The following is a 26,891-nucleotide window of genomic DNA, read 5'->3' as shown; positions in this document are numbered from 1 at the left end:
CGCCGACCCGCTAAGTCTTAAGAGACCTCCCTTTTTGCCGTGAGACCGCGATGATCCGCACCCGAGCCCATCTTGCCTTTTTTGCCTTCGGGTGGACTGTTTTGGCTGTGCTTTTGTGCGTGGCGCTGGCGGTTTTGGTGTTTGATGTCACGCCAAGCTCGCGCAGTTTGGCTCTTGCGGCTGCAGTGCCCGCAGTTGTGACGCCCTTGCCAGCTCTATTGGGCGGTCGCATGATAATGCACTTGAATCGAATGTCGCAGAAACTGCAACATGCTGTCGATCACGACTCTCTGACATCGACAGTCACCCGGCAGTATTTTTTTGATAAATTGCAATCCCTTGCGCCAGACACCTCGTCCATCCTTCTGCTGATCGATATTGACCAGTTTCGCGCGATCAACGACACCCATGGGCATTTTGTTGGGGACATTGTTCTGCGAGAGACCGCTCATCGTTTGATCAACAACACCCGTCGGGATGACCTGGTGGCGCGGTTTGGCTGTGAAGAGTTCATTGTGCTTCTGCCCAATACCTCCCCCAAAGACGCCGCGCATATTGCCGAGCGGATGCGAGCCACAGTCGCGCGCACCCCGATCCGCACGTCCGTCAGCAAGATCCCGGTCACGGTCAGCATCGGCATTGGCCATATTGGCGATGGCAACGATTCTCAGGCTGCCATGCAAGAGGCAGATGATGCGCTTTATGCTGCCAAGACAGCAGGCTGCAATCTAGTGAAAACCGCTGCTTAAACGCGTGGCGCTTTGCCGCCGGCACAACTTTACAGCCAGAAGCGGAACGGATAGCTGTCGTGTCACACAGGCGACCGACAAAAAGGATGAGTCATGCGCATCGGCAACCGCGAAATTGGCCCCAACCACCCTCCCCTTGTGATCGCCGAGATTGGCATCAACCACGGCGGAGATCTTTCTGTTGCCAAAGAGATGGTGCGCCTTGCCGCCCTCTCCGGCTGTGAGATGGTCAAACATCAGACGCATTTTGTCGACGACGAGATGACCGACGAAGCCAAAGAGATTTTCCCGCCCAATGCGGATGTCTCGATCTGGGAAGTTATGGAGCAGTGTGCGCTGTCTGCTGAGGAGGAGCTGGAGCTGATGCGCTATACAGAAGAGCTCGGCATGATCTTCATATCCACGCCTTTTTCCCGCCGCGCTGCAGATTTCCTGGCTGACGCCGGCGTGCCTGCCTACAAGATTGGCTCCGGCGAGGCGGACAACCTGCCCCTGATCCGCCACATCGCGTCTTTTGGCAAACCGGTGATCCTGTCCACAGGCATGCAGACCATCGACACCATGCGCCGATCTGTAGCGATCCTCGAAGACGCTGGCATTGAGTATGCGCTGTTGGAATGCACCAACCTTTACCCGTCGCCACCTGAGATCGTTTCTCTGCGCGGTGTGACCGACCTGAAAGACGCCTTTCCAAACGCGGTTGTGGGCTTCTCGGATCACTCGATTGGGCCGGAAATGGCCTTGGCGTCTGTGGCACTGGGGGCCTGTATTCTGGAACGGCACTACACCGACACGCGGTATCGCCAAGGACCGGACATCATCAACTCGATGGACCCGTCCGAGCTGCGCCACATCATCGAACGCTCCCGTGAAATCTGGATTGCCGCCAACAACCCGAAACAGCGTACTGAGGCCGAAGAGTCTGTGTATGCCTTTGCTCGCGCCTCTGTGGTGGCAGACAAAGATCTCCCAGCCGGCCACGTGATTGGGGAAGAAGACATCTGGGCGCGCCGTCCCGGCTCCGGCGAGATCCCCGGCTATGACTTTGACAAAGTGGTGGGCAAAACCCTTACGAGAGCTGTCACGCGCAACACGCAGCTTAAGTGGGGCGATCTTTCTTGAGTGCGGTGCCTGAAAATCTCGGCGTCTGGTTGATCAATCTGCCCAAAGACTCAGACAGGCGTATAACCATGATGTCTCAGCTTACTAAGCTGGGGATCGAGGCCACTTTGATTGAGGCGGTAAACGGAAAGGAAAGAGCGGACGAGTTAGCACAGCGCGTGGATTCTACTGCATATGCGCGCAATATGGGGCAACCGCTACTTCCAGGAAAGATGGGCGTTTATGCCAGTCACGTGGGTGTCTGGGAGGCATTCTTGGCCAGTGACAAGGAGGTCGCTTTGATCTTGGAAGACGACGTTGTCTTTCACGACGACTTTTTGCGTGCCCTGGAGACGGCCTTATCCGAGCGGTCGCGCTGGGATCTCATTCGCTTCAATTGCATTCGCGCTAAAATGCCTGTCAGCCAGGGCACCAAAAACGGCTATAGTTTCAATGCGTACATCGGGCCCTTTACCGGGAACGCCTGTTACTTGATAACCCGAGAGTTGGCAGCGAAATTACTGCCCAATATCTGGCCGCAAACGCGCGCCATGGATCACGAGTTGAACCGGTTTTTTCGTCATGACTACCGTCAGATTGGTCTCGAACCGTTTGCCAGTCATCCTGATGATGGCGGCGTTTCCACCATAACCGGAGCAGATTTCAATAAAGTCAAAAAACCACATTGGACCAAACGCTTGCCGCATTTTCGTTTGAAAGCTGCAAATTATCTACGGCGTTTTTGGTGGTTGTTTAGAAATCGAATGCTCTTTTAGGCGTTCCCGAAACACCGGGGTCAAAACCCTAGTTTTGCCAAATCTCGTGGGTATTTCGGAAGTACTCTATACATGCACGGTTCGCTTCAACTCTGCCATGACCTTCGTGAACAAGCTTCGCCAAGGAGTCCCCTCGAAGATTTACATTGTGTCCCGACGACCGCACTTTTCGTTCAGTATTGAGCCAAATCGGGATTCCCCGGCGTTCCAAACACCCGGACAACCACACATCGTCTACAGTCCAAAGTACGTCTGGGATGTGATAGCATTCTTCGTCAAAGAACTCGGGACGAACCAAAACGCCTCCCCAGCCCTCAAGTATGTCGACGTAGCCGGAAGCATTGGCTTTGGACGGCTTCCACCGCCCCAAACTCATCGCCCGCTTCAGTCGATACTTAACATCCTTCTCGATAAAACCGGCGCGTGGTTTCCGCTCTCCTTGCCATCCATCGTTTGCGTAGTGCGGCGCGTTCAAATGGCCACCTTCTTCACAAATACAGCAGTCCGGGTGGGTTTTGGCGGCATCAACAAAACGCTGCGCCCAAGTTGCATCATAAAGTTTGTCGTCGTCGCAAAAAAGAATGTGAACATCTTGCCCTCGGTACTCGCGAGCGGCGGGAAGAACCTTTGTTGCCGGCCCCAAATCTTCATCAACAATGCGCAAGTTGACCCCATTGGGTACTCTGGGTAATTCCTCTAAATCATACTCAAAGCGCTTATACTTTCGCGCAACGTAAAGGTTGATTGCCTCAATTTCTGCGGTTTGTTCCAACAGGTGCGACAGATTTTCACCAACAAATGGGAACCGTGGTGGAATAGTTGTCAAGGAAAGCACTAGACGTGTCATTGCACTTTTCCTTTGAGAACGCCGCCATACTTAGTCCAATAGTCGACCATCCATGGTACACGACCTCGTCCGTAGTGTGGAAACCTGTCCCAATTTCCGACTGGGGGATCGATCAAATCAATCGGACGCGGTCGGCCGTGAAAACACAAGATTTTTGAAGTCGGCGCTCGTGGGTGCAGAACACGGTCTAAAACAAGCGGACGGCGCAAATGGTATTTGAAACTTTGCAGCCATGCATCCGGCCAATACGTTATTTCACCGTATCCCAGGTCCGCGAACTCTCCATGCAGAAAATCTTGTTCATTCCCGTAACGTTCCAGGTGTTCATCCATATTTGCCACGAAGTGATCTACAACTTGACCGACCTCCCCAATATCGAATGCAAAAATGCCAGTCCCAGTTCGCGCAGGACCGGATTTGTAACGCCACGGGCGAGAATCCAAACAAACAAATGCCCCAGGAAACGCGAACATCTCAGACAAATCACCTGAAATCACCGTATCCAGATCAATAAACAGAGCCCGACCTTTCAAACCGTACAAGTCGCTTACAAACACCGAAAGCTTTGGCCAGGCTCCCGCTTTCCAGGCAGATTGAGGCAGACCAATTTCGGGAATTGGATGTGTCACAACGTCAGAATCAATGCCTTCTGGGTCATCTGTTAAGCACACAAAAATAAAATCTTCATCCAAATTGGCCTTCGCCGCATTGAAGAGAACATTTACGTACTCAGCGGAGTACAAAGTGCCCCACTTCATTGTCAAAATGACCCGGTTCATTTGTCGACCTTTCCAAGTGACATTGGCGCACACTGACACGGCTTTGCGCATGGCCCGACTCCTAGCTTTGAGCCCCCCAAAAGTCCAGCAGCCTCGCACAGCTAACGCTATCTTGTTTTCCCCAAATCCCCCGTTTAAATTCCTGGAAAACAGATCAAAAGGCGATGTGATCCGGGCCCGCCCCACCTCGCTCACTGTCCGGGAGACGCAGGTGACCACATCATCAGACCAAGCCAAAGGCGTGCTTTTCCTCACTGGCACCCGCGCCGATTTTGGCAAGCTGGAGCCACTTGCAGTCGCCACGCGCGACGCTGGTTTTGACGTCTCGTTTTTCATAACCGGCATGCATATGCTGGAACGGTATGGGCGCACCAAAATTGAAGTCCATCGCATGCCGGGCGTCACCAAGCACGAGTTTCTCAATCAGCGCCCAGGCGATCCACAGGACATTGTTTTGGCCAAGACCGTCACTGGGTTCTCAGATTATGTGACAGAGACACGCCCTGACCTCGTTGTCGTGCACGGGGACAGGATCGAAGCCCTTGCGGGTGCGCTGGTGGCTGCGACAAACTACATCCCCTGCGCTCACATCGAAGGCGGTGAAGTGTCTGGCACAATTGATGAAATTTATCGTCACTGTAACACTAAACTGGCCAGCCACCATTTTGTCAGCTCGGAAGACGCCAAGCGTCGCGCGATGGCAATGGGCGAATCGGAAGGCGCGATCCACGTGATTGGCTCCCCAGAGCTGGATTTCCATGCCGGTGCATCTGGTGTGACCTTGGACGACGTCAAAGCCCGCTACGACATCGCTTTTGATGATTTTGGCTTGGTAACCTTTCATCCCGTGACCTCGGAGCAGGCCACTATGGGCGCGCAGGCACAGGACTTGTTTGATGCGCTGGAGGCCTCGGGGCGCAACTTCATTGTGATCGCACCAAACAATGATCCAGGGTCTGACGATATTTTTGCGGTGCTCGACAGATTGCCCGCCGAACGTTTTCGTCAATTCCCGTCGATGCGGTTCAACCATTTCTCTGAGATGATGAAAAACGCGGCCTGCATGGTGGGCAACTCTTCTGCCGGTGTACGCGAGGCGCCGTTTCTTGGATTGCCTTCTCTGGACATTGGCACCCGCCAAACCAACCGCGCACAATCCGGCTCCGTCTTCAACTGCGCCGCCAACGACCGGGCCTCTATTGATGCATTCCTTGCGAAGGAATGGGGCCACCGCCACGTGCCACATACTGGTTTTGGGGAAGGTCGCGCCGCCGAACGTTTTGTGGAAACCCTGCAGGAAGCGAGCTTCTGGACCCAAGGTTTGCAGAAAGCCTTTCATGATCTCACATAGGTCAGTATCTATACTGCCCATCCTGCGCTTCGGCGCCCTGCAAGTTAGGAATGCACCCCCATGCCCCTGAAATTACGAGCTTTTCTTGGGCTCTGGTCGCTTCTGTGGCATCTCTTCTTGCCGCTGGTTCTTGCCTACCTACGACGCCGAGGCCGCAAGGATACACTCTACAGTCAACATCTGAGTGAGCGGTTTGGCCGCTATAAAACACCTATGCAGGGAGCCGTCTGGGTGCATGCGGTATCGCTGGGCGAATTGCGCAGCGCGGTACCGCTGATCGAAGCGTTTTTGAACCGGGGTGAAAAGGTCGTGGTCACACAGTTCACTCCGGCAGGCCGTCGTGAGACCCAAACGGTGTTTGCCGAAGCTATCGCCAAAGGCCAGCTTCAAAGCGTCTGGGTACCGTTGGAAACCTCCTGGGCGTTTCGCGGCTTTTTCAAAACCTTCGCGCCCAAGTTTGGCCTTGTGATGGAGATCGAAATTTGGCCGCGTATGGTGATGGCTTCCAAACGTGCGGGTGTGCCTCTCTTTATGTGCAACGCGCAATACCCCTCCAAGTCCATTGTCAAAGACCAGAAGTCATTTGGCTTGCGCTCTGCTGTTATGGCCCAGTTTGCGGGGGCCTTTGTGAAATCTGACTTGCAAGCGGAGCGTTTTGCCGCCGTCAACGTGCCTAACATTCACGTCACCGGCGAACTGCGCTTTGACCAACCCATTCCGCCGCACTTGACAGCGGCCGGCCCAGTAGCGCGTGACTGGATTGGGGCTTCGAAGCGACCGGTTGTGACTTTTGGTTCCACCGTGGAAGGCGAAGACGCCCTTTACATCGCGACGATGAAGAAGATGCTAGCAACTTCAGCCACCAAACCATTGTTTGTTTACGTCCCTCGTCGGCCAGAGCGGTTTGACGAAATTCATGACATGCTGGTCACTGAAGGTTTTGACGTTCTGCGCCGCTCCGCCGCTTTGCCGAAAGCCATTTCCGCCGAAGCCATCACGGACACCCCTCCCCCCAACGCGCAACCCGACATCTTCTTTGGCGACAGTCTCGGAGAGATGTATTTCTATCTGTCCATGGCCGACAAATCTGTGGTGGGCGGCGGTTTTGTCCCGGCGGGCGCGCACAACATCATCGAGCCATTGGCGCTCAAAAAACCGGTGATCACCGGACCGGAAACCTGGACGATCGAGTACCCTTTTGAAGAGGCAAAGGCCGCCGGCGTAGCCTGTGCAGAAGCTGATGCAGCTGCTTTAGCTGAGGCGCTTTCAGGAGATTTCACACCATCTGAGGCCGAAATCAACGCATTCTTTGAGGACCATGCGGGCGGCACGCAGAAACTGCTGCAAGCGATCCCGAACGCGCTCGCAGCAGCGAAATCACATAATTAAAGACGACCTGCGTTCAACTCGCCAAGCAGGTACTGCACCAGCCCAAAATCATGCGGCTCATCGATATCGAACCCCCGAATTGAGGGGATTTCAAACGGCAAAACCCGCCCTTCGTAAATGGTCTTTGCTGTCTGCAGATATTCCGGTGCCACCACATAGACACAGCCGACGTGTTCATAGACTTTGGGCGCTGACTGGCGCGCCCAAACGCCACCCGGCAGCTTTTTGCAGACATGAAGCGCCCCATCTTCATCTGGCTCGACCAAATTAAAATATGGGTTTTTTCGTGCCTCACACACGCTCATCACCATGTCCGGCTTCTCGGTTTCAAACAGAGACAACGCCCCAGTTATGTCCTCTGGAACCCGCAATGGATTTGTGCAATCCAGATCCAAAAACGCAGAGACTTGTTGGCCCAACGCCTGCTCACTGGCCTCCAGCGCATGCTGCCATACCCCCCATTTCGGCGCAGTGTCTGTTGCCAGCTCCGCAGGACGCAAACCAATCTCCAAAGCGCCTTTCGCAATTGCATGCGCGTAAATCTCTTCATCGTCCGTCGAGACCACAACAGCGTCTACTTTCGGATGTGCAAACAACATATCCAAAGACCAATCTATCAGCGGCTTGCCTTGAATTTCGCGAAAATTCTTGCCAGGCACGCCTTTGGAGCCTCTGCGCGCGCCAATGTGTCCAAGAATCATGTGTCGTTCCCCTCTTCACGCACCGCAAAAGCACGCCATTCGAGCTAAGTGTCACCCAACACAGCCGCATAATGGCCGGACAGGGCTTTCCCTTGGTGTTACGACGCACCCCGCGGTGGTGCAATCGCAATTTGCCGCATCCCGCTTGCGCCGCTGGTCTTTGAAACTTAAGTATCGCGCGACACATTGATGTAGAACATGCAGGGCGCAGGCAGCATATGAGCACTTCCAAGAACGATTTTGGCTACAAGCTGAGCGACGCCGTCATTCGGGGCTTTTTGTCCCTGATGCTCAAATTACCCTACGATACACGTATGAACACAGTGGCCTGGTTGGCGGACCACGTTCTGGCACCGCTTTCTGGCAACCGTCGTCGCATCCGCGCCAACCTTGATTTGGCGATGCCCGAGCTTTCCACAGCAGACCGCGAGAAAATCGTACATGAAGTGGCACAATCGATGGGCCGCATGCTGATGGAGACCTATTCCGGAAAAGAGTTTCAAGAACGCGCGGCGGCTGCGAAAATTGAGGGCCCCGGCAACGCAGTATTGGAGCAGGCACATAAAGACGGCAAAGCTGCGCTGTTGGTGACTGGGCATTTTGGCAACTATCTAGCTGTGCGCGGATCTTTCTTGTCTCGCGGCATGCCTATTGGTGTTCTCTATAAGCGTATGTCGAACCCCTTTTTCAACGAACACTACGTCGCTGCCATGGCCGACTTTGGTGAACCGATGTTCGAACGGGGGCGTCGCGGCATGTCCAATATGCTCAAGCACCTGCGTGGCGGTGGGTTTGTCGGCATCGTACACGACCAGCGTATTAATGAAGCCCCCATCTATGATTTTATGGGGAAACCAGCTCGCACGGCGGAATCCGCTGCTGAATTGGCTTTAAAGTACAAAGTGGACTTGGTTCCTTGTTACGGCATTCGACAACCAGATGGCAGCTTTGTGATCGAAACCGAAGCGCCCATTCCCCACACAAATGCGCAGGAAATGACCCAAAGGCTGAATGACAGCTTGGAGGCCATAGTGCGTCGTCACCCTGGTCAGTGGATGTGGACTCATAATCGGTGGCGCGACGCCGGCAATGACACAGACGAGGACCGGGCGCGCGGCAACTAAAGCGCAATTCCCCAAAATCTCCACATTTGCGCGCCACTTTGACCACAGGCGGCGCGCATAGCTAAACTGTGGCCTTTTCTGCAAACTTTTGGCCACACAAGCTGCCTAAGGAGACATCCAATGTATCACGCGCCCCAAGCTGCGGCCGCAGCGCCGTCCCGTCATGCCCGCCTGTGGGAGCTGATACGTCAGCAAAACCTCGGAGCAAAGAAGAAGCCGGCGAATGTGGTTAGAGTTGCGCCAAAGCCAAAGGTTCAAGCCAAAGGCTCTGAAGCTCTGGAAGTGGAGTTTGAGTTCAACACGGACCGGATGCTGAAGTCCGCGTCTAACTCTCTGCTACGCGCGAACTGACCGATTGGTCAGCCCCTAAACCCTGTCGCAACAACAAATTTCTCCGAGCTGTCGGAACGGCTGCTCGGTGGTTTCACATTCGCAACCTTGGTGAACTTCTGCTTCAACAGCTTTTGAAGCTCCCCTTCCGCGCCCCCGGCCAGCACTTTGGCCACAAAGGTGCCGCCCTCTTCCAGCACATCAAAGGCAAAATAGGCAGCGGTTTCACACAGCGCCATGATTTTGAGGTGGTCAGTCTGCTTGTGACCGGAGCTAGACGCGGCCATGTCGCTCATCACCACATCGGCCTTGCCGCCCAGCCATTCCTTGACCTTGTCGTCCGCGCCTTCGTCCATAAAGTCGAGCTGGTGAATATCCGCGCCGGCAACAGCTTCAACTTCCTGCAAGTCGATGCCCAATAGGGTGCCAACTTTCTTGCCGGACTTTTCACCCAACGCATTGATGCGCGGCACGGCTACTTGCAGCCAGCCTCCTGGCGCACAACCAAGATCTACCACACGCGCGCCCGGTACAAGGAAGCGGAACTTATCGTCCAGTTCCATAATCTTGAACGCCGCGCGTCCGCGATAGCCTTCGGCCTTGGCGCGGGCCACATAAGGGTCGTTAAGCTGGCGTTGCAGCCAACGTGTGGATGACAGTTTACGCCCCCGCGCCGACTTCACCTTGATGGTCAAATCCCGCTGTCCACGTCCCGAAGTATTTTTACCGGTAGGTTTCTTGGCCATTTCCGTCACCACATTGCTTTGAAACAAAGCCTTCTAGTCATTTTTGCGCTGTGCTCAAGGGCAACCGTCTTAAAACGGGCCGTCCTCAAGCACGCCATCCGCGCTCATCTGCGCATAAAGCAGCCCCTCGCGCAGGCCACGGTCTGCAACCGAAAGCCTATCCGTGGGCCAACAGCGCAAAAGCGCCTGCAAAATTGCAGAGCCGCTCATGATCAAGGCCTGCCGGTCCAGCCCAATGCGCGGGTCCGCCCTGCGTCCTTTGGGGCCAAGATCAAGATATCCGCGAATAACTTTGTCGATTTGCTCGCTGGTCATGCGCAGCCCATCCACCTTGGTGCGGTCGTAACGGCGTAAACCCAGATGGCTCGCGGCTACCGTAGTCACCGTGCCGCTGGTGCCAATGATCTGAAACCCTTCGCTCGGCGGCGCATCTTTGTAGGGCGCAAACTCACTGAGGTTTTCCTCAAAAAACCAGCTCATCAGGGCAAAGCGTGCCGAGTCGTCTTCGACATCGCGAAACTGATCGCGCAGCGTGGCGACTCCCAAAGGCACAGAAATCCAATCCACCACTTTCGCCGCCGGAAAGGGACTGTCCGCCGAATGAAACCCACTGCGCAACCGCATAATGGCCCGCGCCCGTTCCAGAGGGGTTACCGATGTCAGGTCCATCCAGACCAGCTCCGTAGAGCCGCCGCCAATGTCCACGACCAAAAGCTGTTCGGTCTTGGTGCTCACCAAAGGCGCGCAGGAGATCACCGCCAAACGGGCTTCTTCCTCCGGTTGGATGATCTCCAACTGCAGCCCGGTCTCGCGCCGCACCTGGCGCACAAATTCGCGCGCGTTTTTGGCGCGCCGACAGGCCTCAGTCGCCACAAGCCGCATGCTTTTGACTTTGTGACGCTTCAGTTTTTGCTGACAGATGCGCATGGCCTGGATCGTGCGTCGCATACTGCCACGCGACAGGCGTCCTGTGCTTTCCAGCCCGGAACCCAGTTGGACAGACTTGCTAAAGCTGTCCACCACATGGATCTGACTGCCCTTGGGTTGGGCAATCAACATGCGGCAACTGTTTGTGCCCAGATCTAGCGCAGCGTAAAGCGCGCTGGGATCGGACGGTTTCGGCGCGGGGCTCTCAACCGGTTTAGGGAACGCGCCCGCACCTTTGGGACGCTTGGGCGCCATCGTTACGCCCTCCATTTCGTGTTACTCTCAACGTAGTGCGTCCCCCTGCCCCGCGCAATCCCGTTTCGACGACATTCACTTGTGATGGACACCCGGCCACGTGTGATGGGCACCCGCCGCCCCTCATCTTCTTCATGCAAAGAATTCACAGCCCGCCCCATAGCCAAGCAGGGCTGCCTCTGGCTACAAAGCCCCCACAACAAACCCCAAGGTCGCGTTACGCTGTCCTATTGTCGAAATTGAGCCAAATCGGTCGAGAACCCTGTCCTAGGAATGAAGAACCGATACCGGAGGAATCAAACCCATGCCTGACGTCACCATTGTCTACTGGCGCGATATTCCTGCTCAAGTGATTGTGGGCAAAGGGCGCCGCGGCGCGAAAAAACCTTTGGCCGAACGCTTTGAACAGGCCATCGACCGCGCGGCAATGAAGGTGGGCGCGTCGGATACCGACGCCTACTTGGCGGAATGGCGCAAGGGGGATCCCTATCCTGTGGAGGGCGAGCCAGGTGCCATCGTTGAAAGCGAGGTGGCCCGGCTTGAGGCAGAGTTTGATCAGGAGCGGCTCAAAGCGCTGATCAACAATGAAGGCTGGGCATGACACGCCCCTCTTTTTGGGAGGCCGCAATGGCTTTGTTGAATTTCAAGCGCAAGACCGAGGAGGTCAAAACCACTACGCCAGAAATGGAAGCCTTTCTGAAGGGCTATTCCATTGAGGTTATGCCGCGCACGGCGGCCAAGGTGGAAGACTTCCGCGCCCTCTTGCCTGCTGGCACGCGCGTTTACATTGCCCATATCGAAGGCACGCCCATTGAAGACATGGTCGATACAGCCCGTCGCATCGCGGCCGAAGGCTATGACGTCATGCCTCATTTCCCGGCGCGCATCATCAAGGACAAAGCCACGCTGGAAAACTGGATCGCCATGTATCAGGGCGAAGCCGACGTCAAACAAGGCCTGATGCTGGCTGGTGGTGTGGCCGAACCACACGGCGAATACTCTGACTCCATGCAGCTCCTGGACACCGGTCTGTTTGACAAAGCCGGTTTTGAGCGCCTGCACATCGCAGGGCATCCCGAAGGCAACAAAGACATCGATCCGTCCGGTGGCTCTGCCAATGTCGACGCCGCGCTACAATGGAAACAGGATTTCTCCCAGCGCTCTGACGCCAAAATGGCCATTGCAACCCAGTTTGCTTTTGAGGCCGCGCCAATCATCGAATGGGCCAACGGCGTGAAAGCGGCAGGTGTCGATATTCCGATCCACATTGGCATCGCCGGCCCGGCCAAGCTGCAAACGTTGATCAAATTTGCCATCGCCTGTGGCGTGGGACCGTCCCTTAAGGTGCTGCAAAAACGCGCTATGGATGTGTCCAAACTGCTGCTGCCGTATGAGCCAACCGAGGTGCTGACCGATCTGGCCAACCACAAAGCGGCCAATCCCGAGTTCAACATCGACTCGGTGCATTTCTTCCCACTTGGCGGCATAAAGACCAACGCCAACTGGGCCATTGAAAACGGCGGTGCCTCGGCGCAGCCTGCGAAAGTCTGACAGGATTAAATATGACCCGTACCGTTATTGAATCACAAACAAAAACCGCGATCATGGGTTTTGATCAACCGTTCACCGTGATTGGCGAACGCATCAACCCAACGGGCCGCAAAATCCTGAACGCGGAGCTTGAAGCGGGCGACTTCTCCCGTGTGCAGGCCGACGCGATTGCGCAGGTAGCGGCTGGAGCCACCGTGCTCGACATCAACTCTGGCGCAGTGTTCTCCAACAAAATGGCCGAAGACCCGCGCTATGCCGACAACAACTTTGTTGAGCCGGACCTGATGCGCCAGCTCGTGGAAAAAGTGCAGGAAGTCACCGACTGCCCGCTCTGTATCGACAGCTCCGTGCCTGGTGCGCTGGAAGCCGGTTTGGAAGTGGCCAAAGGCCGCCCGCTGTTGAACTCCGTCACCGGCGAAGAAGAGCGGCTGGAAATTGTTCTGCCCTTGGTGAAGAAATACAACGTGCCTGTTGTGGCGATCTCCAACGACGACACCGGCATCTCCGAAGACCCGGAAGTCCGCTTTGCCGTCGCGAAAAAGATCGTTGAACGGGCCGCAGACTTTGGCATCCCGGCCCATGACATCGTTGTCGACCCGCTGGTGATGCCGATCGGCGCCATGGGCACGGCTGGCTTGCAGGTGTTTGAACTCAACAACCGCCTGCGCAACGAGCTGGGTGTGAATACAACTTGTGGCGCGTCCAACATCTCCTTTGGCCTGCCAAACCGTCACGGCATCAACAATGCGTTCCTGCCAATGGCGATGGCCACCGGCATGACCAGCGCGATCATGAACCCGATCGCCCTGCCCGTCGGCCCTAAAAAGCTGGCCGAGAAAAAGGCCGAAGTTGAAGCCGCGGGCATCATCCTGCCGGAAGGCATGGACGACGAGGCCTTCTGCCAGATGTTTGGACTGGGCTCCACCAAAGCGCGTGCAGGCAAGGAAATGGAGGCCATCCGCGCCGCCAACTTCCTCACCAACAACGACGAAGGCGGCGCTGAGTGGATCAAATTTAATAAGCCACCTGCGGCAGAAGGTGAAAGTGGCCGCGGACGGCGCGGTGGTGGCCGCCGCCGTCGCGCCTAAACCTCCCACATTTCGAACACTCAAAGGGCGGGGATTTTCCCGCCCTTTTTTCTTTGTCTGCAGGGTTTGCGCCGCCGTTTACCGTTTGGTCAGTACTTTCGAAGTAGACATGGCTTACCAATTGGCAAGCTCCTACCATCCGGTAAGATTAGCTTCAGAAACCGAGCTACGCAGGACCCTATCATGTCTCAGCCGTCCCCCGCCCGCGACCGTTACATCACCCTCGCCACCGAAGGGTTTGCCAACCACGGTTATCACGGGCTGAGCCTGGCCAATCTGGCCAAAACCGCAGGCGTGACCAAACAGGCGTTGCTGCATCACTTTGGTACCAAAGACGCGCTCTACAACACGGCGCTGGAGGCGCTTACAGACCGCCTACTGGCGTCGCTCAACGACACGCCTGACGTCTCCCCAAAGCTGCGCCTTATCCTGCATTTTCAAGACCTTCTCGGCGGCGAGACGGACAGCACAGCAGACGCCCGCCTGATCCTGCGCAACCTTTTGGACAGCACCACAGAAACCGGCGTTGCGCCATTGAAACCCTACCTCAAAGCGCTGCTGGATTTGGCACGCGCGGTGCCCGCAAAAAAGGCGGCCACCGATATGGAATTGTTGCTGGGGCTTTATGGCGTGATTGGCAGCGCGCAATACCTTCTGATCTCCGAGGATGCTCTTGCTGCCTTTTTGCGCAACGAGGATACCGCCGCTCAGAAATCCGCGCGCCAAAAAGCAGTTGCGGCCCAGCTCAAAGCTTTTCTGGACGCTGACTAGGAGCCTTACCAAATGGCAAGGCGCCTCCGACTTACCATTTGGTAAGAGACAGTCTTCCGCCCCGATCCAAACCGCACTTCCACCAAACACGCAACTTTAGCGGATCGATTAACCCGAGATTCACCAGTTTACCATCACAGTGAGTCCATGCAGGCCACTTTGTCACATACGACCACCGGCCAAAATTGGCTGGACCAGGTGTTTTCCTCCTTCAAATCCGGAGAGGCCGGCGCCGTGCGCCGCCGCATTCAGGATGTTGAAGCGGAATGTGGACGCGCCGCTTTGGAGCTTGCGGTGCGAAAACGCGGCTGGCATCTGATCGAAACCGACCGTGACTTCATCATTCTGTGCACGACCGGTTCGTTCAAGATCATCTGTTAAACGAGCTATCCCCGCTTCTTTTGGGACCGGAAATCAAAGGCGCCATCCGTCTCTGTGCCTTGTTTACCAAACAGACTGTGTTTTTGAATTTTCTGCGTACCGGTTACCGGAATATCATCCATGAACCGGATCCACCCCGGCGCCTTGTAGTAGGCCAACCGCTCAAAACTCCAGTCAAACAGCTCTTGGGCTAGTGCGTCGTCCACTGCGCCAAGTACTTGAATACAGGCCATAACCTCCTCGTCGCGCATCGCATCTGCAACCGCAACAACTGCCACGCGATCGACCTTTGGGTGGTCTTGCAAACAGGCCTCAATCTCTGCTGCAGCGATGTTCTCCCCAGACCGCCGAATGATGTTTTTCTTGCGATCTATAAACGTCACCATGTCTGACTCGTCCATCACCACGGTGTCACCGGTGTGAAACCAGCCACCGCGCCAAGCCTCTTCGGTGGCGTCCGGCAGGTTCAGGTATCCCGAAAATGCGCCCCGTCTGGGTGTCTCGGCACTGTATCGCAATGTCATCTCCCCCGGCACACCGCGTGGAACCTCGACGTCTTTCTCATCGACCACACGAATGTCCAATCCCGGCTGAGGCCGTCCCATCGCGCGGGTATCGATGCTGCGTGGCTCATGACAATCCGCCAACATGCGACACATCTCGGACATGCCCCAGACCTCAATCAACGGGAAGCCAAACCGCTCTTCAAATGGACGGTGTAACGTTGGCTCGACCCCCGCCCCCACAGCCCATTTAACTTGATGTTTTTGTTCCCATTCTTCCGGCTCTCGGTTCATCAAGGCCGGAATGATGATGCCAAGATAATGCGCCGCTGTCGCACCCGTTTCTGCCAACTCGCGCCACCAGGCGCTGGCGCGGAAACGTTCGGGAATGATGTGCGCGCTGCCAGTTTCGATCACCGCCATAAACAGCAGGATCGCAGCGTTCACATGGAACAGCGGCAGCGGGCAATAGACCTTGGTCACACCTGCCTCAAACTCAATCAGCCCACCACGCGAAGCATACCACTGCCCCATCTCCACTTCATAAGCGTGGCTCATGATGCAGCCCTTTGGTCGTCCGGTAGTGCCGGAGGTGTAGATCAAACTCGCCTCTGTTGCGCCACTTACCGTTTGGTCAGTCGGCGCAGATCGCTTAGCTTGCGGCAATTCCGGCAGGCTTTCCGTCATCTCGACGGTTGGCACGTCCAACCCGCTCTCCGCGATCCCAGCCGCCATCAACTCAGCCAACTCAGGCGCCACCAACGCCAAATTCGCCGCGCTGTCTTGCAAGAGATACGCCACTTCAGCAGGACGATAGTCCGGGTTCACCGGCACCCAACTGATCCCGCGCTTTGCCAGTGCCAGTTTGATCAGGAGCATCTCCGGGCGGTTCTCCAGCAACACGGCAATCCGGTGCCCGTGGCCGTAGCCAGCATCGGAAAGTCGAGCCACCATCTCGGACACACCCTTTGCCGCCTCCCCATAGGTGCACAGATAGCCATCCGGATGATAGTTGCGCGCCGCATTGGCAGGCACCTGCAAAAAGCTATGGTTTGAAAACGCCTTAGCCCGCGCATCAAACAACGCTCCAATGGTTTCAACCATCGCGAAATCTCCTCTTCCCCATCTCGGAGCGTACCCAACGACAGCCCGGGGGCAACAACAAGAGTGACGTACCGTTGGCCGTAGTTATACGGGTTCGCCGCGTGCGCGAGCTTCGTCCATTAATTGGCCGTTAAACTCTGCGCCAAGCACAAAAATTGCTGACATCAGATAGAGATAGACCAACGCGGACATGATCCCGGCCAGGCCAGCATAGGTCACGGAATAGGTCGAGAAGCTGCTGATGTAGAAAGTGAAGGCTTTCGATGCCACATACCAAAGAACCAAACAAAGCAAGACGCCTGGCCACAGACTTTTTGCCTTATGTGGCACCCCTGGGAGCCACCTGTGGCACGCATATAGGTAGAACATGGTTACGCCAAAAATTGTGGCTTGCCGAAACTGATCGTTACTCAGGATCGATTGATCCAGCCACGGCACCAGGTCGTCAAAGAAGTGTATGGCGATGGGCACAATCACGCTGATCACACCCGCCACTGTGAGTAATGCACTGCCCACCACAACAAACAAAACTGCTAGTGCGCGGACTTTCCAAAATGGGCGTGGGTCGGTTTCGCGGTAAGCGTCTGTGATCACCAAGCGTATGGCATCTACACCGTTTGAGGCAAAAATAATTGCCAAAACAGCACCAAGGGTAAGCGTTGAGCTCGCAGACTGCAGCACTGCTCTGAGTTCGTGCTCTATCGGTCCTGCAATCGCATCCGGCCAAGCGCCAATGGCAAAGTCGATGATGTCGTCCACTTGCGCCTGAGGACTCAGGACACCAGCCAAAGAAAGGGCAAACAAGCAAAACGGAAACAGCGCGAACACAAACGACAGCGTTAAATGTGAACTGCGCATAAAGCCGTTTTTGGCGGTGAACCGCGCCACGGTGGCCTGTAGACTGTTAACCAGATGTCTCATAAGTGCCCGCCTCTCTTAAGCTTTTGTCCTCCAAGCCGTCCCCAAAGGTCAAGCAGGATAAGGGCAAAAACAAAACCACGTTGCGATTGGCGCAAAATCACAAAGACATTTCCTAAACTCCAAAAGGATTTGTTTACCCCTTTCCCATATCAGTATCACAGAGGACGACACGGCCTGGGGACAACGCCGCACCACTCCTCCAGAAGACCCGCATCGCCACCTCACTCCCTCCCTCAATTGGTGGTGCGACGACAACGACCAACTTCACTATCTCCCTCCTCCTCCCCCTGCTGGAGTTGGTTGTCGGCACCAAGCGTTACGCCTTGACATTAGGTGCCGGTCTGAACCCAAGTCAGACCACTCACGGACACAAGGCTAGCGCCGGTTGCTCCCACCCGAGCAATCGGCGCTTTGCGTTGTGGTCCCCTAACAAAAAAAGCACCTCCAAGTCGGAGGCGCTCTCAATTCTCAAAACAACAAACGGATCAGTTGGCGGCCAGATACCCCTTGATCTCACTGCCCGCCGCGGCGACGTCACGTCCCGGATTTTCCGGCACGACAATCTCACCTTCCAGCTCCGCAGTAACCTCTTCATAGGTCTTCAGATAATTTTCAGGCAGTCGGTGCGCGATGCCCTGGTGACAGTCGATACAGGTCTTGCCTTCGTCCAAGGCCAGCTGGTGTTGTGCAGCGGCACGGTTTTCCTGCACAGTGAAGTCCATATAGGTGAACTTGTGGCAGTTCCGGCACTCACGGCTGTCGCTTTTCTTCATCTTCACCCAAGAGGCAGAAGCCATCGAAAGACGATGCTCTTCATATTTTTCCTCGGTGTCGATGGTGCCCATTACGGTGTGATACAGGTCTTTGGACGCGAGGATCTTGGCTTTGATCTTGTGCTGCCATTCTTTGGGCACGTGACAATCCGGACAGGTCGCCCGCACACCAGAGCGGTTATTGTAGTGGATGGTTTCTGTGTATTCCTCGAAATTGCGCTCCATCTCATGACAGGACACACAGAACTCTTCGGTGTTGGTCAGTTCCAGCGACCAGTGGAACCCGCCCCAAAACAGAATACCGGCCAGAAACCCGCCAAACAGCAGACCACCCAACGAGAACACAGACGTCGGAGACCACAGCGTCCTCCAGGTGCGACGGAAAAATCCGGGCTTTTTACCGGTGGGATTGTCTTGATCAGACATAGCTACCTTCCTTCTTCCGGGCGTCAGTTGGACGGCTCAAATTCGTTTTCAACCAGCGCAGGCGCGTTGGCTTGCGGCACGTGACATTGGTTACAGAACCAACGTGTACCGGCCACTTCGTCCAGTTGCTGGCCTTCACGGCCCAAGTAGTGGGTCATCGACAGAGTTGGCGCCCCGCGCTCACCCGCTTTGGTCCAGTCGTGACAAGCCAAACACTGGTTGGCGCTCAGGTCGATTTGGTATTGATCGACAGTGTGTGGGATCAGCGGTGGCTGTTGACGATAGTTCCGCGCCACGCGTCCGGACTGCTGGTGCAACGGCTCGTCCAGACGGTTGGAGGCATCAATCGGATCATTGCGTAGAGATTTCACACCGCTTGCCTGATCCGCGACGGCAAACCCGCTGCCAAGAACAATGGCCGCTGCCGTCAGGGCACTGATGAGGGGATGTTTTTTCATCTTTCTTTCTCCTTAGCTTCTCAGGCGGCTTTGCCGACCTTTGGCGCTGGGTTGGTTCGGTCTCGGACACGCCCCGGCGCGGGCGTCTCGTCAAATCGATGGGTAAAGTGGAAAACGTCGACCGAGCACACATCGATGCAGCGGCCACAATTTGTGCAATCAGGCGACAGGATCAGCGGGGTGTCCGCGTCCTTGCCACGCAGCGCAGGGGTGATCACCTGCATTTCCGGACAGACCGCAAAGCAGTCCATACAATCATCACAGGCCGCGCGTTTTTGCGCGGTGACCCGCAAGAGAGACTTGCTGCCCAACAGGCCATAGAAAGCCCCGACCGGGCACAGGTGCCCGCACCAGCCACGACGGGCCAGCAGCAGGTCAAACATGAACACACCAAGGACCAGGGCCCAGGCAAAGCCGACACCAAAGATCAGTCCGCGGTGCAGCATGGAAATTGGGTTCACAAACTCCCAGGCGACGGTGCCGGTCAGAACACTCACGCCGAGGACCATGGCCAGCATGAAATACTTGGTGCCGCGCTTGGGCTGCCAACCTTTCGGCAGGTCCAACTTGCGATGCAACCAACTGGCCGCGTCCGTCACCGGATTTATGGGGCAAACCCAGCTGCAATAAACACGCCCGCCAATCAGGGCATATGTCACGCCAACTATCACCGCACCAATCAGGGCAGTCAGCTCCGGCCAATGTCCGGCCACCATGCCCTGAAGCGCGATGAACGGGTCGGTCAACGGCAGAAAATCAAACGTCAGAGATCCGCTGAGATTGCCTTTCACCCACCAGATGCCAAACCAAGGCCCGAGCAAAAACAGGCTCAAGAAAAACGCTTGGCTCGCGCGGCGCAAAATCAGGAAACGGTAGGCCAACCAATAGCCTTTGTCGCGAATAGCTTCGGCGCCTACCGGCAGTGCAGTCTTGTCACTCATTGCCCCAACCCTCCCGTAGTTGCGCCTATTGGCAACTTGAAGGTCGGCTCAAAACCGCCTGGTGCAGCTAGATTATCTGTGCCCGCGCCCGGCAGTCGATCCGGTAGGTCGATAATCTCATCCACGATGTCGGGGCGCTGTTCCCAGCTGCGTTTGTAGTGATCCGCCTGATCGGCCTGCGCCATACGGATCGGCAACACCTTGATCGCGGCCTCGCCCGGCAACACGCAGGATTTTTCACATTTGCCACACCCCGTGCAGTGGTCCGAATGCACCACAGGCATAAAGATCGCATGGTGGCCGGAACGTTCATTGTGTCGCCGCTCCAGCGTGATGGCCTCGTCAATCACCGGACAGACGCGGTAACACACATCACAGCGCAGGCCCAAGGCGTTCAGGCAGTTTTCCTGATCAATAAGCACCGCCAGCCCCATGCGGCTGTCGTCAATGTCGGTCAAGCTTTTGTCCAGCGCCCCAGTCGGGCAGGCAGCCACACAAGGAATGTCCTCACACATCTCGCACGGTATATCGCGGGCGGTGAAAAATGGAGTACCGGTCGCAGCCCCATCGACACCCAGTTCAGCCAGAACCAGCGTGTCATAAGGACAATCCCGCACACACAGACCGCAACGAATACAGGCGGCCAAAAAGTCGTCTTCTGGCAAAGCCCCAGGCGGGCGAATGGCACGGTCCGGCAACGCTCGCGCGTCTTTGATGAACCACGCCAGTGTCATGCCCGCCACCGCACAGCCTGCCGTTCCGCGCGCAGCATCCTGAAGGAAGCGGCGCCGGGCGGGATTCTTTGGCTGTGTCGACGTAGCGAACATGGCTCTAGCTTTCGATCCTGTTGGAAGTGCGCTTAGACGCGCTCAACCTTGCAGGCACATTTTTTGAAGTCGGTCTCTTTGGAGAGCGGACATGTGGCGTCCAAAGTCAGCTTGTTGATCAGCTGGCCTTCGTCAAACCACGGCACAAACACCACGCCTTTTGGCATCTTGTTCCGACCACGGGTTTCTACACGGCTGTGCATGTCCCCCCGGCGGGTGGAGATCACGATTTCCTGACCCCGGCGCAGACCACGCTCCCGTGCATCCTCTGGATGCATGAACACTTGCGCGTATGGATAGGAACGGTGCAGTTCCGGCACACGGCGGGTCATGGAACCAGAGTGCCAATGCTCCAGAACACGACCTGTCACGAGCCACAGATTGAAATCGTCATCCGGTGCTTCAGCTGGCGGTTCATATGGCGCAAAGATGATCTTGGCCTTGCCGTCCTTGTGTCCGTAGAACTTCACGCCCTCGCCTTCGGGCACATATGGGTCGTACCCTTCACGGAAGCGGTAAAGCGTTTCTTTGCCGTCCACGACAGGCCAACGTAGGCCACGCGCTTTGTGGTAGGTGTCAAATTCCGCCAGATCGTGCGCCTTGCCGCGACCGAAGGAGGCATACTCCTCAAACAGCCCTTTCTGCACGTAGAACCCGAAGTGGTTGGATTCATCGTTGGCGAAGCCTTCCTGCAGCTCGTCCAAACCGTATTTGTCGACCTGACCGTTGGCAAACAACACTTCAAACAAAGTCTTGTCTTTGTACTCCGGATTGGCGTCGAGAATTTCCGCAGGCCACACCTCATTGGTGGTGAAGCGCTTAGAGAACTCCATCAACTGCCACACATCAGACTTGGCTTCACCCGGCGCATCCACTTGCTGACGCCAGAATTGTGTCCGACGCTCGGCGTTGCCATAGGCGCCTTCTTTTTCCACCCACATCGCGGTTGGCAGGATCAGGTCGGCGGCCAATGTGGTCACTGTTGGGTATGGGTCAGACACAACGATGAAGTTGTCCGGATTACGATACCCCGGGTAGCCTTCCTCATTCATATTCGGTGCGGCTTGCATGTTGTTGTTACACTGCACCCAATAGGCGTTGATCTTGCCGTCTTTCAGGTCACGGTTCTGTTTCACCGCGTGGGAACCCACTTTGGCGTTCAGGATACCGGCAGGCAGCTTCCACTTCTTCTCAGAAATCGCCCGGTGCTCATCATTGGCCACAACCATGTCCGCCGGCAGTCGGTGGGCAAAGGTACCCACTTCACGCGCCGTACCACAGGCCGATGGCTGACCTGTCAGGGAGAATGGCGAGTTGCCGGGCTCAGAGATTTTGCCGGTCAGCAGGTGCACATTGTACATCAGGCCATTCACCCAAGACCCGCGCGTGTGCTGGTTGAAGCCCATGGTCCAGAGCGACATCACCTTGCGGTCTGGATCCGCATATTGCTGCGCGAGGCGCAGAAGCGCGTTTTCGGAAACACCAGAGATTTCGGCTGTTTTTTCAAGCGTGTATTCAGAGACATACTCTTTGTAGGCTTCAAAATCGATGCTCTCGAGTTTGCCGTTGTTCGGGTTTGCGGCCGCCTGTTGCAGCGGGTGCTCATCGCGCAGGCCATAGCCGATGTCGGTCACGGCTTTGGTGAAGTTCACATTTTCATTCACGAAGTCCCAGTTCACCGCATCATTTTCGATGATGTAGTTGGCGATGAAGTTCAGGATCGCGAGGTCGGTCTGGGGCGTGAAGATCATGCCGTTGTCGGCCAACTCAAACGAACGATGCTCAAAAGTCGAAAGCACATGCACCTGCGCACCTGGCTTGGTCAGACGGGTGTCGGTCAGACGCGACCAGAGGATCGGGTGCATCTCCGCCATGTTGGAGCCCCAGAGCACAAAGGTGTCTGCATGCTCAAGGTCGTCGTAGCAGCCCATGGGCTCGTCAATCCCAAAGGCGCGCATGAAGCCCACCACAGCAGACGCCATACAGTGGCGCGCGTTAGGATCAATGTTGTTGGACAGGAAGCCCGCTTTCATCAGCTTGGCCGCGGCATAACCTTCCCAAACGGTCCACTGACCGGAGCCAAACATGCCAATACCGGTTGGGCCTTTGTCGGCCAGCGCAGCCTTCCACTTCTCCGCCATGACATCAAAGGCTTCTTCCCAGCTCACCGGGGTGAACTCGCCCTCTTTGTCATAGACACCGCCCGTCTTACGCAACAACGGCGTGGTCAGACGGTCTTCGCCATACATGATCTTGGACAGGAAGTAGCCTTTGATACAGTTCAGTCCCCGGTTCACAGGCGCCTTCGGATCACCTTGGGTCGCAACCACCCGCCCCTCTTTGGTACCAACCAGAACAGAACATCCGGTGCCGCAGAAACGGCACGGCGCTTTGTCCCAGCGGATGTCAGGGGTCCCCACCTGCGCCTGGGCCTCTTTCGGCAAAGTGATGCCCGCTGCAGACGCCGTGGCGGCTGCGGCAGAGGCTTTCAAAAATGTGCGACGGGACGTTGGCAATGTCATGGCTGGTCCTCCTTAGAGCGCTTGGGATGCGGTCGCATCTGCGCCGCTTGGTTCAAAATGGTGATAAGTCAGCGTGACCGTGATCACGCCGGGGATCTGGTGCATGTCCATGATGATTTCGGACGAGCGCCGGGTGTCGGTATCTTCCACCGTCACCACGATGCGTCCGTCCTCATGGGCGTGCACTTCGCACCCCTCAGACGCTTCGATCGCCGACACAACGGCCGGCGTTTTTTCAGGCATCGCGTGGACTAGGCATCCGCAGATATTGTACATTCGTTGATCTCGCTGGCAGTTGATGGGCTGGCGGTATGTTGAGACGCTGGGCGCTCAACGGTGATGGCATCAGACGGGCAAGGCGCCACACAGGCGCCACATCCGGTACAGGTTTCTAGGTCAATAAGTGGCGCAGACCGTCCACCGGTCATCAACCGGAAACGGATCGCGCTCTCATCACAATGATCTTCGCAGCTGCGGCAGGTCACGCCTTGCAGCGACAGACAATTGTCACTGACAGCGGCACGGTAAGACCAAGTTTGTGTGGGTAGAATAGCTGCGGGTTGGCACGCCTCAGCGCATTCACCGCAAAAGATGCATCCACGGGCGTTAAGGTCGACCATAGGAAAGCCGTCTTCATCAGCTGTGATGATTGCTTGCGGGCAGTTGGCGGCGCAGTCCCCACATCGCGTGCAGGTCTCGACAAAAGACGCCAAATCCAACGCCCCGGGTGGACGTAGAAAATCGCTTTTGTCAAAATGCCCCCGCAAAAACTCGCGTCTTTGGGGCGAATGGGTCGTCATTCTTGCCACGTAAACACCTGCTGATGTTTTCCTGCTACCTCGTAGTGAGGTCAGGTTTGCTGCAAAACGATTGCCTGTAATTGACTTTAATCATGCCGTGGAAGTGAAAGCCGTCAAAGAACAGATTTCACGGAGCAAAGGACTGGCCATTTGCTCACAAAAACTGCACGCTAAGCAGGAATAGGCGCGATACACATACGCTTTTTTATATGTATCACAATTGCCGTTCCCCACGCTCAAATTCCCTTTTGCAACGGGCAAACCAGACTGGATCATTTTGACTCAACATCGCGATTTCGAGCCATTTGAGCAGCATGGTTTACCTCTGTTTCCATCGGGCATCTTAGGATTCGTGCACCGCTCACCGACGCCCGGAATTTTGCGACACACCACACCAAAACGTTACCATAATTACTTTACCCTAACACGATCGTAACATTTTAATTGCTTCGAATCGCAGGGCACTATATCCCAACCATACGGTCGGCTAATGCGAACAGGACCGGAACCACTGCCACGGAGACACTATGACCGAAGCTTTCATCTGCGACGCGACCCGCACCCCAATTGGCCGCTACGGTGGCGCGCTCTCTTCGGTTCGCACCGACGACCTCGCTGCACTTCCAATTGCGGCGTTAGTAGACCGCAACCCGCAAGTTGATTGGGCGTCTCTGGATGACGTGATCTACGGTTCCGCAAACCAAGCTGGGGAAGACAACCGAAACGTAGCCCGTATGGCAGCCCTGCTCGCGGGTCTTCCAACCGATGTGCCGGGCACCACCATCAACCGCCTTTGCGCGTCTGGTATGGATGCGGTGGGCATGGCCTCCCGCGGACTGCGCGCTGGCGACTATGATCTCGCCATCGCAGGTGGTGTTGAAAGCATGTCCCGCGCGCCTTTTGTGATGCCGAAGGCGACAACCGCCTTCTCCCGCGCCAACGAAGTCTTTGACACCACCATCGGCTGGCGCTTTGTGAACAAGAAGATGAAGGCGCGATACGGCATCGACAGCATGCCGCAAACCGCCGACAACGTCGCCGCAGACTACAACATCAGCCGCGAAGACCAGGACGCCTTTGCCGCCCGCTCCCAAGCGCGCTGGGCTGCTGCGCATGAGGCCGGTCACTTCGCTAATGAAATCACACCTGTGACCATTCCCCAACGTAAGGGTGACGATCTGGTCGTGGACACCGACGAACACCCACGGCCAGGCACTGGCGTGGACAAGCTCGCCAAACTACGTGGTGTAAACGGTCCTGACCTCTCGGTCACCGCAGGCAACGCCTCTGGCGTAAACGACGGCGCCGCCGCCATTCTGATGGCCACTGAAGCTGCCGCCGCCAAAAACGGATTGACCCCGATCGCGCGCATTGTGGGAATGGCCGCCGCAGGCGTGGAGCCCCGCGTGATGGGCATCGGCCCGGTCCCAGCCACCCGCAAAGTGCTCGCCCGTACCGGACTCACCATCGAGCAGATGGATGTGATAGAATTGAACGAAGCCTTTGCCGCACAGGGCCTTGCTTCCCTGCGTGAACTGGGCGTGGCGGATGACGCGCCCCACGTAAACGCCCAAGGCGGCGCGATTGCGCTGGGCCACCCGCTCGGCATGTCCGGCGCACGCATCGTGATGTCCGCCGCTTACCAGCTCAAACGCACCGGCGGCCGCTATGCGCTCTGCACCATGTGCGTCGGAGTTGGCCAAGGCACCGCCATCATTCTCGAACGGGTCTGAGGCACCCCAAGCCTGAGGAGGAACCCAGTCATGTATGCACAGATGATCAAATCCGAGGCGTCCACCGACGATCCGGAGCAACTCAAAGAGTTTCAGGCCAAGATCGATGCCGACATCAAGGTCGAGCCGCGTGACTGGATGCCGGAAGGCTATCGCAAAACCCTGATCCGCCAGATCGGCCAGCACGCGCACAGCGAAATTGTTGGCCAATTGCCGGAAGGCAACTGGATCACCCGCGCCCCAACGCTGGAGCGTAAAATGATCCTGCTCGCCAAAGTGCAGGACGAGGCTGGCCATGGCCTCTACCTTTATGCCGCCGCCGAAACGCTGGGTGTGAGCCGCGATGACCTCACCGAACAGCTGCTGTCCGGCAAGATGAAGTATTCCTCCATCTTCAACTACCCCACGCTGAACTGGGCTGACATCGGCGCGGTCGGCTGGCTGGTCGATGGCGCCGCTATTATGAACCAGGTTCCGCTGCAACGCACCTCCTATGGCCCCTACTCCCGCGCGATGATCCGCATCTGCAAAGAAGAGAGCTTTCACCAGCGTCAGGGCTACGACATCATGATGAAGATGGCCCAAGGCACTGAGGCACAGAAGAAAATGGCGCAGGATGCGCTCAACCGTCTGTGGTACCCATCCCTGATGATGTTTGGCCCGTCCGACAAGGACTCCGTGCACTCCACGCAAAACATGGCGTGGAAAATCAAAATGAACACCAACGACGAGTTGCGCCAGAAATTTGTCGACCAGACCGTGCCACAAGCCGAATACCTCGGCCTGACCATTCCGGATGAAAACCTGACATGGAACGAGGAAAAAGGCGGTTACGACTATTCCGACCCAGACTGGTCCGAGTTCTTTGACGTGCTCAAAGGCGACGGCCCCTGCAACGTCGACCGTCTGGAAGCCCGCAACAAAGCTTGGGATGACGGTGCCTGGGTGCGGGATGGTCTGATGGCCCACGCAGAGAAAAAACGCGCCGCAAAAACAGCCGCAGAATAAGGACTGAGA

At 56.4% G+C, this 26,891-nt stretch carries 28 protein-coding genes; 14 read left to right on the top strand and 14 right to left on the bottom strand.

The window, feature by feature from the left end; translation table 11 throughout:
* Positions 1 to 50: 50 nt before the first annotated feature.
* From SIB38_RS13730 to SIB38_RS13720, 3 genes are all read left to right on the top strand, one after another.
* Positions 51 to 749 (top strand): GGDEF domain-containing protein, encoded by a 699-nt coding sequence (locus tag SIB38_RS13730; RefSeq protein ID WP_294114667.1) that lies wholly within the window; start codon positions 51 to 53, stop codon positions 747 to 749.
* Between the two features lie 93 nt (positions 750 to 842).
* A complete protein-coding gene (locus SIB38_RS13725) occupies positions 843 to 1,871 on the top strand; it encodes an N-acetylneuraminate synthase family protein (RefSeq protein WP_294114666.1) in 1,029 nt (342 codons plus the stop codon).
* A gap of 5 nt (positions 1,872 to 1,876) precedes the next feature.
* Positions 1,877 to 2,626 (top strand): glycosyltransferase family 25 protein, encoded by a 750-nt coding sequence (locus tag SIB38_RS13720; RefSeq protein WP_412552047.1) that lies wholly within the window; start codon positions 1,877 to 1,879, stop codon positions 2,624 to 2,626.
* Positions 2,627 to 2,654: 28 nt separating this feature from the next.
* Here SIB38_RS13720 and SIB38_RS13715 read toward each other — a convergent pair whose 3' ends face one another.
* Positions 2,655 to 3,473 carry a glycosyltransferase family 2 protein gene (locus SIB38_RS13715; protein WP_294114664.1) on the bottom strand — a complete coding sequence of 273 codons (819 nt, stop codon included), beginning with the start codon at positions 3,471 to 3,473 and terminating at the stop codon, positions 2,655 to 2,657.
* A complete protein-coding gene (locus SIB38_RS13710; protein ID WP_294114662.1) occupies positions 3,470 to 4,303 on the bottom strand; it encodes a hypothetical protein in 834 nt (277 codons plus the stop codon). Before SIB38_RS13710 ends, SIB38_RS13715 begins: the two co-directional genes overlap by 4 nt.
* A gap of 160 nt (positions 4,304 to 4,463) precedes the next feature.
* Between SIB38_RS13710 and neuC the strand changes: the two genes are divergently transcribed.
* Both neuC and SIB38_RS13700 read left to right on the top strand, forming a co-directional pair.
* Positions 4,464 to 5,603 carry a UDP-N-acetylglucosamine 2-epimerase gene (gene neuC, locus SIB38_RS13705; RefSeq protein ID WP_294114661.1) on the top strand — a complete coding sequence of 380 codons (1,140 nt, stop codon included), beginning with the start codon at positions 4,464 to 4,466 and terminating at the stop codon, positions 5,601 to 5,603.
* Between the two features lie 60 nt (positions 5,604 to 5,663).
* Complete coding sequence (locus tag SIB38_RS13700) at positions 5,664 to 6,992, top strand: 3-deoxy-D-manno-octulosonic acid transferase (RefSeq protein WP_294114660.1); 1,329 nt, start codon at positions 5,664 to 5,666, stop codon at positions 6,990 to 6,992.
* Here the strand turns inward: SIB38_RS13700 and SIB38_RS13695 are convergent.
* A complete protein-coding gene (locus SIB38_RS13695) occupies positions 6,989 to 7,693 on the bottom strand; it encodes a cytidylyltransferase domain-containing protein (protein WP_412550390.1) in 705 nt (234 codons plus the stop codon). The two genes, SIB38_RS13700 and SIB38_RS13695, sit on opposite strands and share 4 nt — an antisense overlap.
* A gap of 218 nt (positions 7,694 to 7,911) precedes the next feature.
* Here SIB38_RS13695 and SIB38_RS13690 point away from each other — a divergent pair, with 218 nt between their 5' ends.
* Together SIB38_RS13690 and SIB38_RS13685 are read left to right on the top strand one after the other, a co-directional pair.
* On the top strand, positions 7,912 to 8,817 hold the full coding sequence (locus tag SIB38_RS13690) for a lysophospholipid acyltransferase family protein (RefSeq protein WP_412550389.1): 906 nt from the start codon (positions 7,912 to 7,914) through the stop codon (positions 8,815 to 8,817).
* Between the two features lie 120 nt (positions 8,818 to 8,937).
* Positions 8,938 to 9,168 (top strand): hypothetical protein, encoded by a 231-nt coding sequence (locus SIB38_RS13685; RefSeq protein ID WP_412550388.1) that lies wholly within the window; start codon positions 8,938 to 8,940, stop codon positions 9,166 to 9,168.
* A gap of 8 nt (positions 9,169 to 9,176) precedes the next feature.
* Here the strand turns inward: SIB38_RS13685 and SIB38_RS13680 are convergent, their stop codons facing one another.
* Positions 9,177 to 9,893 carry an RlmE family RNA methyltransferase gene (locus SIB38_RS13680; protein WP_294114649.1) on the bottom strand — a complete coding sequence of 239 codons (717 nt, stop codon included), beginning with the start codon at positions 9,891 to 9,893 and terminating at the stop codon, positions 9,177 to 9,179.
* Positions 9,894 to 9,962: 69 nt separating this feature from the next.
* Positions 9,963 to 11,075: a Ppx/GppA phosphatase family protein gene (locus SIB38_RS13675; protein WP_412550387.1), complete on the bottom strand. Its 1,113-nt coding sequence runs from the start codon at positions 11,073 to 11,075 to the stop codon at positions 9,963 to 9,965.
* 304 nt (positions 11,076 to 11,379) lie between these two features.
* On the opposite strand from SIB38_RS13675, the gene SIB38_RS13670 reads away from it, so the two are divergent.
* The 5 genes from SIB38_RS13670 to SIB38_RS13650 all read left to right on the top strand — a co-directional run bounded on the left by SIB38_RS13670 (position 11,380) and on the right by SIB38_RS13650 (position 14,866).
* Complete coding sequence (locus SIB38_RS13670; RefSeq protein WP_294114646.1) at positions 11,380 to 11,676, top strand: virulence factor; 297 nt, start codon at positions 11,380 to 11,382, stop codon at positions 11,674 to 11,676.
* Between the two features lie 26 nt (positions 11,677 to 11,702).
* On the top strand, positions 11,703 to 12,626 hold the full coding sequence (locus SIB38_RS13665) for a methylenetetrahydrofolate reductase (protein ID WP_294114644.1): 924 nt from the start codon (positions 11,703 to 11,705) through the stop codon (positions 12,624 to 12,626).
* A gap of 11 nt (positions 12,627 to 12,637) precedes the next feature.
* Positions 12,638 to 13,714 (top strand): methyltetrahydrofolate cobalamin methyltransferase, encoded by a 1,077-nt coding sequence (locus SIB38_RS13660; RefSeq protein ID WP_294114642.1) that lies wholly within the window; start codon positions 12,638 to 12,640, stop codon positions 13,712 to 13,714.
* 183 nt (positions 13,715 to 13,897) lie between these two features.
* Positions 13,898 to 14,485, top strand: coding sequence for a TetR/AcrR family transcriptional regulator (locus SIB38_RS13655; RefSeq protein WP_294114640.1), 588 nt, complete (start codon positions 13,898 to 13,900; stop codon positions 14,483 to 14,485).
* A gap of 147 nt (positions 14,486 to 14,632) precedes the next feature.
* On the top strand, positions 14,633 to 14,866 hold the full coding sequence (locus tag SIB38_RS13650; protein ID WP_294114639.1) for an N-(5'-phosphoribosyl)anthranilate isomerase: 234 nt from the start codon (positions 14,633 to 14,635) through the stop codon (positions 14,864 to 14,866).
* 5 nt (positions 14,867 to 14,871) lie between these two features.
* Here SIB38_RS13650 and SIB38_RS13645 read toward each other — a convergent pair whose 3' ends face one another.
* The 9 genes from SIB38_RS13645 to napF form a co-directional block, all read right to left on the bottom strand.
* Positions 14,872 to 16,473 (bottom strand): AMP-binding protein, encoded by a 1,602-nt coding sequence (locus SIB38_RS13645; protein ID WP_412550386.1) that lies wholly within the window; start codon positions 16,471 to 16,473, stop codon positions 14,872 to 14,874.
* Positions 16,474 to 16,557: 84 nt separating this feature from the next.
* Complete coding sequence (locus SIB38_RS13640) at positions 16,558 to 17,361, bottom strand: YihY/virulence factor BrkB family protein (protein WP_412550385.1); 804 nt, start codon at positions 17,359 to 17,361, stop codon at positions 16,558 to 16,560.
* Positions 17,362 to 17,879: 518 nt separating this feature from the next.
* Positions 17,880 to 18,593 carry a NapC/NirT family cytochrome c gene (locus tag SIB38_RS13635; RefSeq protein WP_412550384.1) on the bottom strand — a complete coding sequence of 238 codons (714 nt, stop codon included), beginning with the start codon at positions 18,591 to 18,593 and terminating at the stop codon, positions 17,880 to 17,882.
* A 23-nt stretch (positions 18,594 to 18,616) separates the two neighbouring features.
* Complete coding sequence (locus tag SIB38_RS13630) at positions 18,617 to 19,051, bottom strand: nitrate reductase cytochrome c-type subunit (RefSeq protein WP_294114630.1); 435 nt, start codon at positions 19,049 to 19,051, stop codon at positions 18,617 to 18,619.
* A gap of 20 nt (positions 19,052 to 19,071) precedes the next feature.
* A complete protein-coding gene (napH, locus tag SIB38_RS13625) occupies positions 19,072 to 19,992 on the bottom strand; it encodes a quinol dehydrogenase ferredoxin subunit NapH (RefSeq protein ID WP_294114627.1) in 921 nt (306 codons plus the stop codon).
* Positions 19,989 to 20,819: a ferredoxin-type protein NapG gene (napG, locus tag SIB38_RS13620; protein ID WP_412550383.1), complete on the bottom strand. Its 831-nt coding sequence runs from the start codon at positions 20,817 to 20,819 to the stop codon at positions 19,989 to 19,991. Before napG ends, napH begins: the two co-directional genes overlap by 4 nt.
* A gap of 32 nt (positions 20,820 to 20,851) precedes the next feature.
* The gene (gene napA, locus SIB38_RS13615; RefSeq protein WP_412550382.1) at positions 20,852 to 23,341 is read right to left on the bottom strand and encodes a nitrate reductase catalytic subunit NapA; all 2,490 of its coding nucleotides are present in this window, start codon (positions 23,339 to 23,341) and stop codon (positions 20,852 to 20,854) included.
* A gap of 12 nt (positions 23,342 to 23,353) precedes the next feature.
* Complete coding sequence (locus SIB38_RS13610; protein ID WP_412550381.1) at positions 23,354 to 23,584, bottom strand: chaperone NapD; 231 nt, start codon at positions 23,582 to 23,584, stop codon at positions 23,354 to 23,356.
* Between the two features lie 8 nt (positions 23,585 to 23,592).
* A complete protein-coding gene (gene napF, locus SIB38_RS13605; RefSeq protein ID WP_412550380.1) occupies positions 23,593 to 24,141 on the bottom strand; it encodes a ferredoxin-type protein NapF in 549 nt (182 codons plus the stop codon).
* A 527-nt stretch (positions 24,142 to 24,668) separates the two neighbouring features.
* Here napF and pcaF point away from each other — a divergent pair.
* Complete coding sequence (gene pcaF, locus SIB38_RS13600) at positions 24,669 to 25,874, top strand: 3-oxoadipyl-CoA thiolase (RefSeq protein ID WP_294114617.1); 1,206 nt, start codon at positions 24,669 to 24,671, stop codon at positions 25,872 to 25,874.
* Between the two features lie 30 nt (positions 25,875 to 25,904).
* Entirely contained in the window at positions 25,905 to 26,882 is a 978-nt protein-coding gene (paaA, locus tag SIB38_RS13595) for a 1,2-phenylacetyl-CoA epoxidase subunit PaaA (RefSeq protein ID WP_412550379.1), read from the top strand.
* Positions 26,883 to 26,891: the final 9 nt, after the last annotated feature.

It is taken from the genome of Shimia sp. MIT910701, assembly GCF_047126315.1.
Taxonomy (GTDB): domain Bacteria; phylum Pseudomonadota; class Alphaproteobacteria; order Rhodobacterales; family Rhodobacteraceae; genus Shimia.
Note: the sequence above shows the minus strand (reverse complement) of the source record. Positions and strands in the feature narration are given on the sequence as shown.

Excerpts from the sequence above, each read along its gene's own strand:
- SIB38_RS13715 (WP_294114664.1), bottom strand. The coding sequence starts at position 3,473 with ATGACACGTCTAGTGCTTTCCTTGACAACTATTCCACCACGGTTCCCA.
- SIB38_RS13680 (WP_294114649.1), bottom strand. The coding sequence starts at position 9,893 with ATGGCCAAGAAACCTACCGGTAAAAATACTTCGGGACGTGGACAGCGG.
- SIB38_RS13665 (WP_294114644.1), top strand. The coding sequence starts at position 11,703 with ATGGCTTTGTTGAATTTCAAGCGCAAGACCGAGGAGGTCAAAACCACT.
- napG (WP_412550383.1), bottom strand. The coding sequence starts at position 20,819 with ATGTTCGCTACGTCGACACAGCCAAAGAATCCCGCCCGGCGCCGCTTC.
- SIB38_RS13685 (WP_412550388.1), top strand. The coding sequence starts at position 8,938 with ATGTATCACGCGCCCCAAGCTGCGGCCGCAGCGCCGTCCCGTCATGCC.
- SIB38_RS13710 (WP_294114662.1), bottom strand. The coding sequence starts at position 4,303 with ATGCGCAAAGCCGTGTCAGTGTGCGCCAATGTCACTTGGAAAGGTCGA.
- napH (WP_294114627.1), bottom strand. The coding sequence starts at position 19,992 with ATGAGTGACAAGACTGCACTGCCGGTAGGCGCCGAAGCTATTCGCGAC.
- SIB38_RS13670 (WP_294114646.1), top strand. The coding sequence starts at position 11,380 with ATGCCTGACGTCACCATTGTCTACTGGCGCGATATTCCTGCTCAAGTG.
- SIB38_RS13610 (WP_412550381.1), bottom strand. The coding sequence starts at position 23,584 with ATGCCTGAAAAAACGCCGGCCGTTGTGTCGGCGATCGAAGCGTCTGAG.
- SIB38_RS13700 (WP_294114660.1), top strand. The coding sequence starts at position 5,664 with ATGCCCCTGAAATTACGAGCTTTTCTTGGGCTCTGGTCGCTTCTGTGG.
- SIB38_RS13650 (WP_294114639.1), top strand. The coding sequence starts at position 14,633 with ATGCAGGCCACTTTGTCACATACGACCACCGGCCAAAATTGGCTGGAC.
- SIB38_RS13675 (WP_412550387.1), bottom strand. The coding sequence starts at position 11,075 with ATGGCGCCCAAGCGTCCCAAAGGTGCGGGCGCGTTCCCTAAACCGGTT.
- SIB38_RS13695 (WP_412550390.1), bottom strand. The coding sequence starts at position 7,693 with ATGATTCTTGGACACATTGGCGCGCGCAGAGGCTCCAAAGGCGTGCCT.
- pcaF (WP_294114617.1), top strand. The coding sequence starts at position 24,669 with ATGACCGAAGCTTTCATCTGCGACGCGACCCGCACCCCAATTGGCCGC.
- napA (WP_412550382.1), bottom strand. The coding sequence starts at position 23,341 with ATGACATTGCCAACGTCCCGTCGCACATTTTTGAAAGCCTCTGCCGCA.
- SIB38_RS13655 (WP_294114640.1), top strand. The coding sequence starts at position 13,898 with ATGTCTCAGCCGTCCCCCGCCCGCGACCGTTACATCACCCTCGCCACC.
- SIB38_RS13660 (WP_294114642.1), top strand. The coding sequence starts at position 12,638 with ATGACCCGTACCGTTATTGAATCACAAACAAAAACCGCGATCATGGGT.
- SIB38_RS13645 (WP_412550386.1), bottom strand. The coding sequence starts at position 16,473 with ATGGTTGAAACCATTGGAGCGTTGTTTGATGCGCGGGCTAAGGCGTTT.
- paaA (WP_412550379.1), top strand. The coding sequence starts at position 25,905 with ATGTATGCACAGATGATCAAATCCGAGGCGTCCACCGACGATCCGGAG.
- SIB38_RS13725 (WP_294114666.1), top strand. The coding sequence starts at position 843 with ATGCGCATCGGCAACCGCGAAATTGGCCCCAACCACCCTCCCCTTGTG.
- SIB38_RS13635 (WP_412550384.1), bottom strand. The coding sequence starts at position 18,593 with ATGTCTGATCAAGACAATCCCACCGGTAAAAAGCCCGGATTTTTCCGT.
- SIB38_RS13730 (WP_294114667.1), top strand. The coding sequence starts at position 51 with ATGATCCGCACCCGAGCCCATCTTGCCTTTTTTGCCTTCGGGTGGACT.
- napF (WP_412550380.1), bottom strand. The coding sequence starts at position 24,141 with ATGACGACCCATTCGCCCCAAAGACGCGAGTTTTTGCGGGGGCATTTT.
- SIB38_RS13690 (WP_412550389.1), top strand. The coding sequence starts at position 7,912 with ATGAGCACTTCCAAGAACGATTTTGGCTACAAGCTGAGCGACGCCGTC.
- SIB38_RS13630 (WP_294114630.1), bottom strand. The coding sequence starts at position 19,051 with ATGAAAAAACATCCCCTCATCAGTGCCCTGACGGCAGCGGCCATTGTT.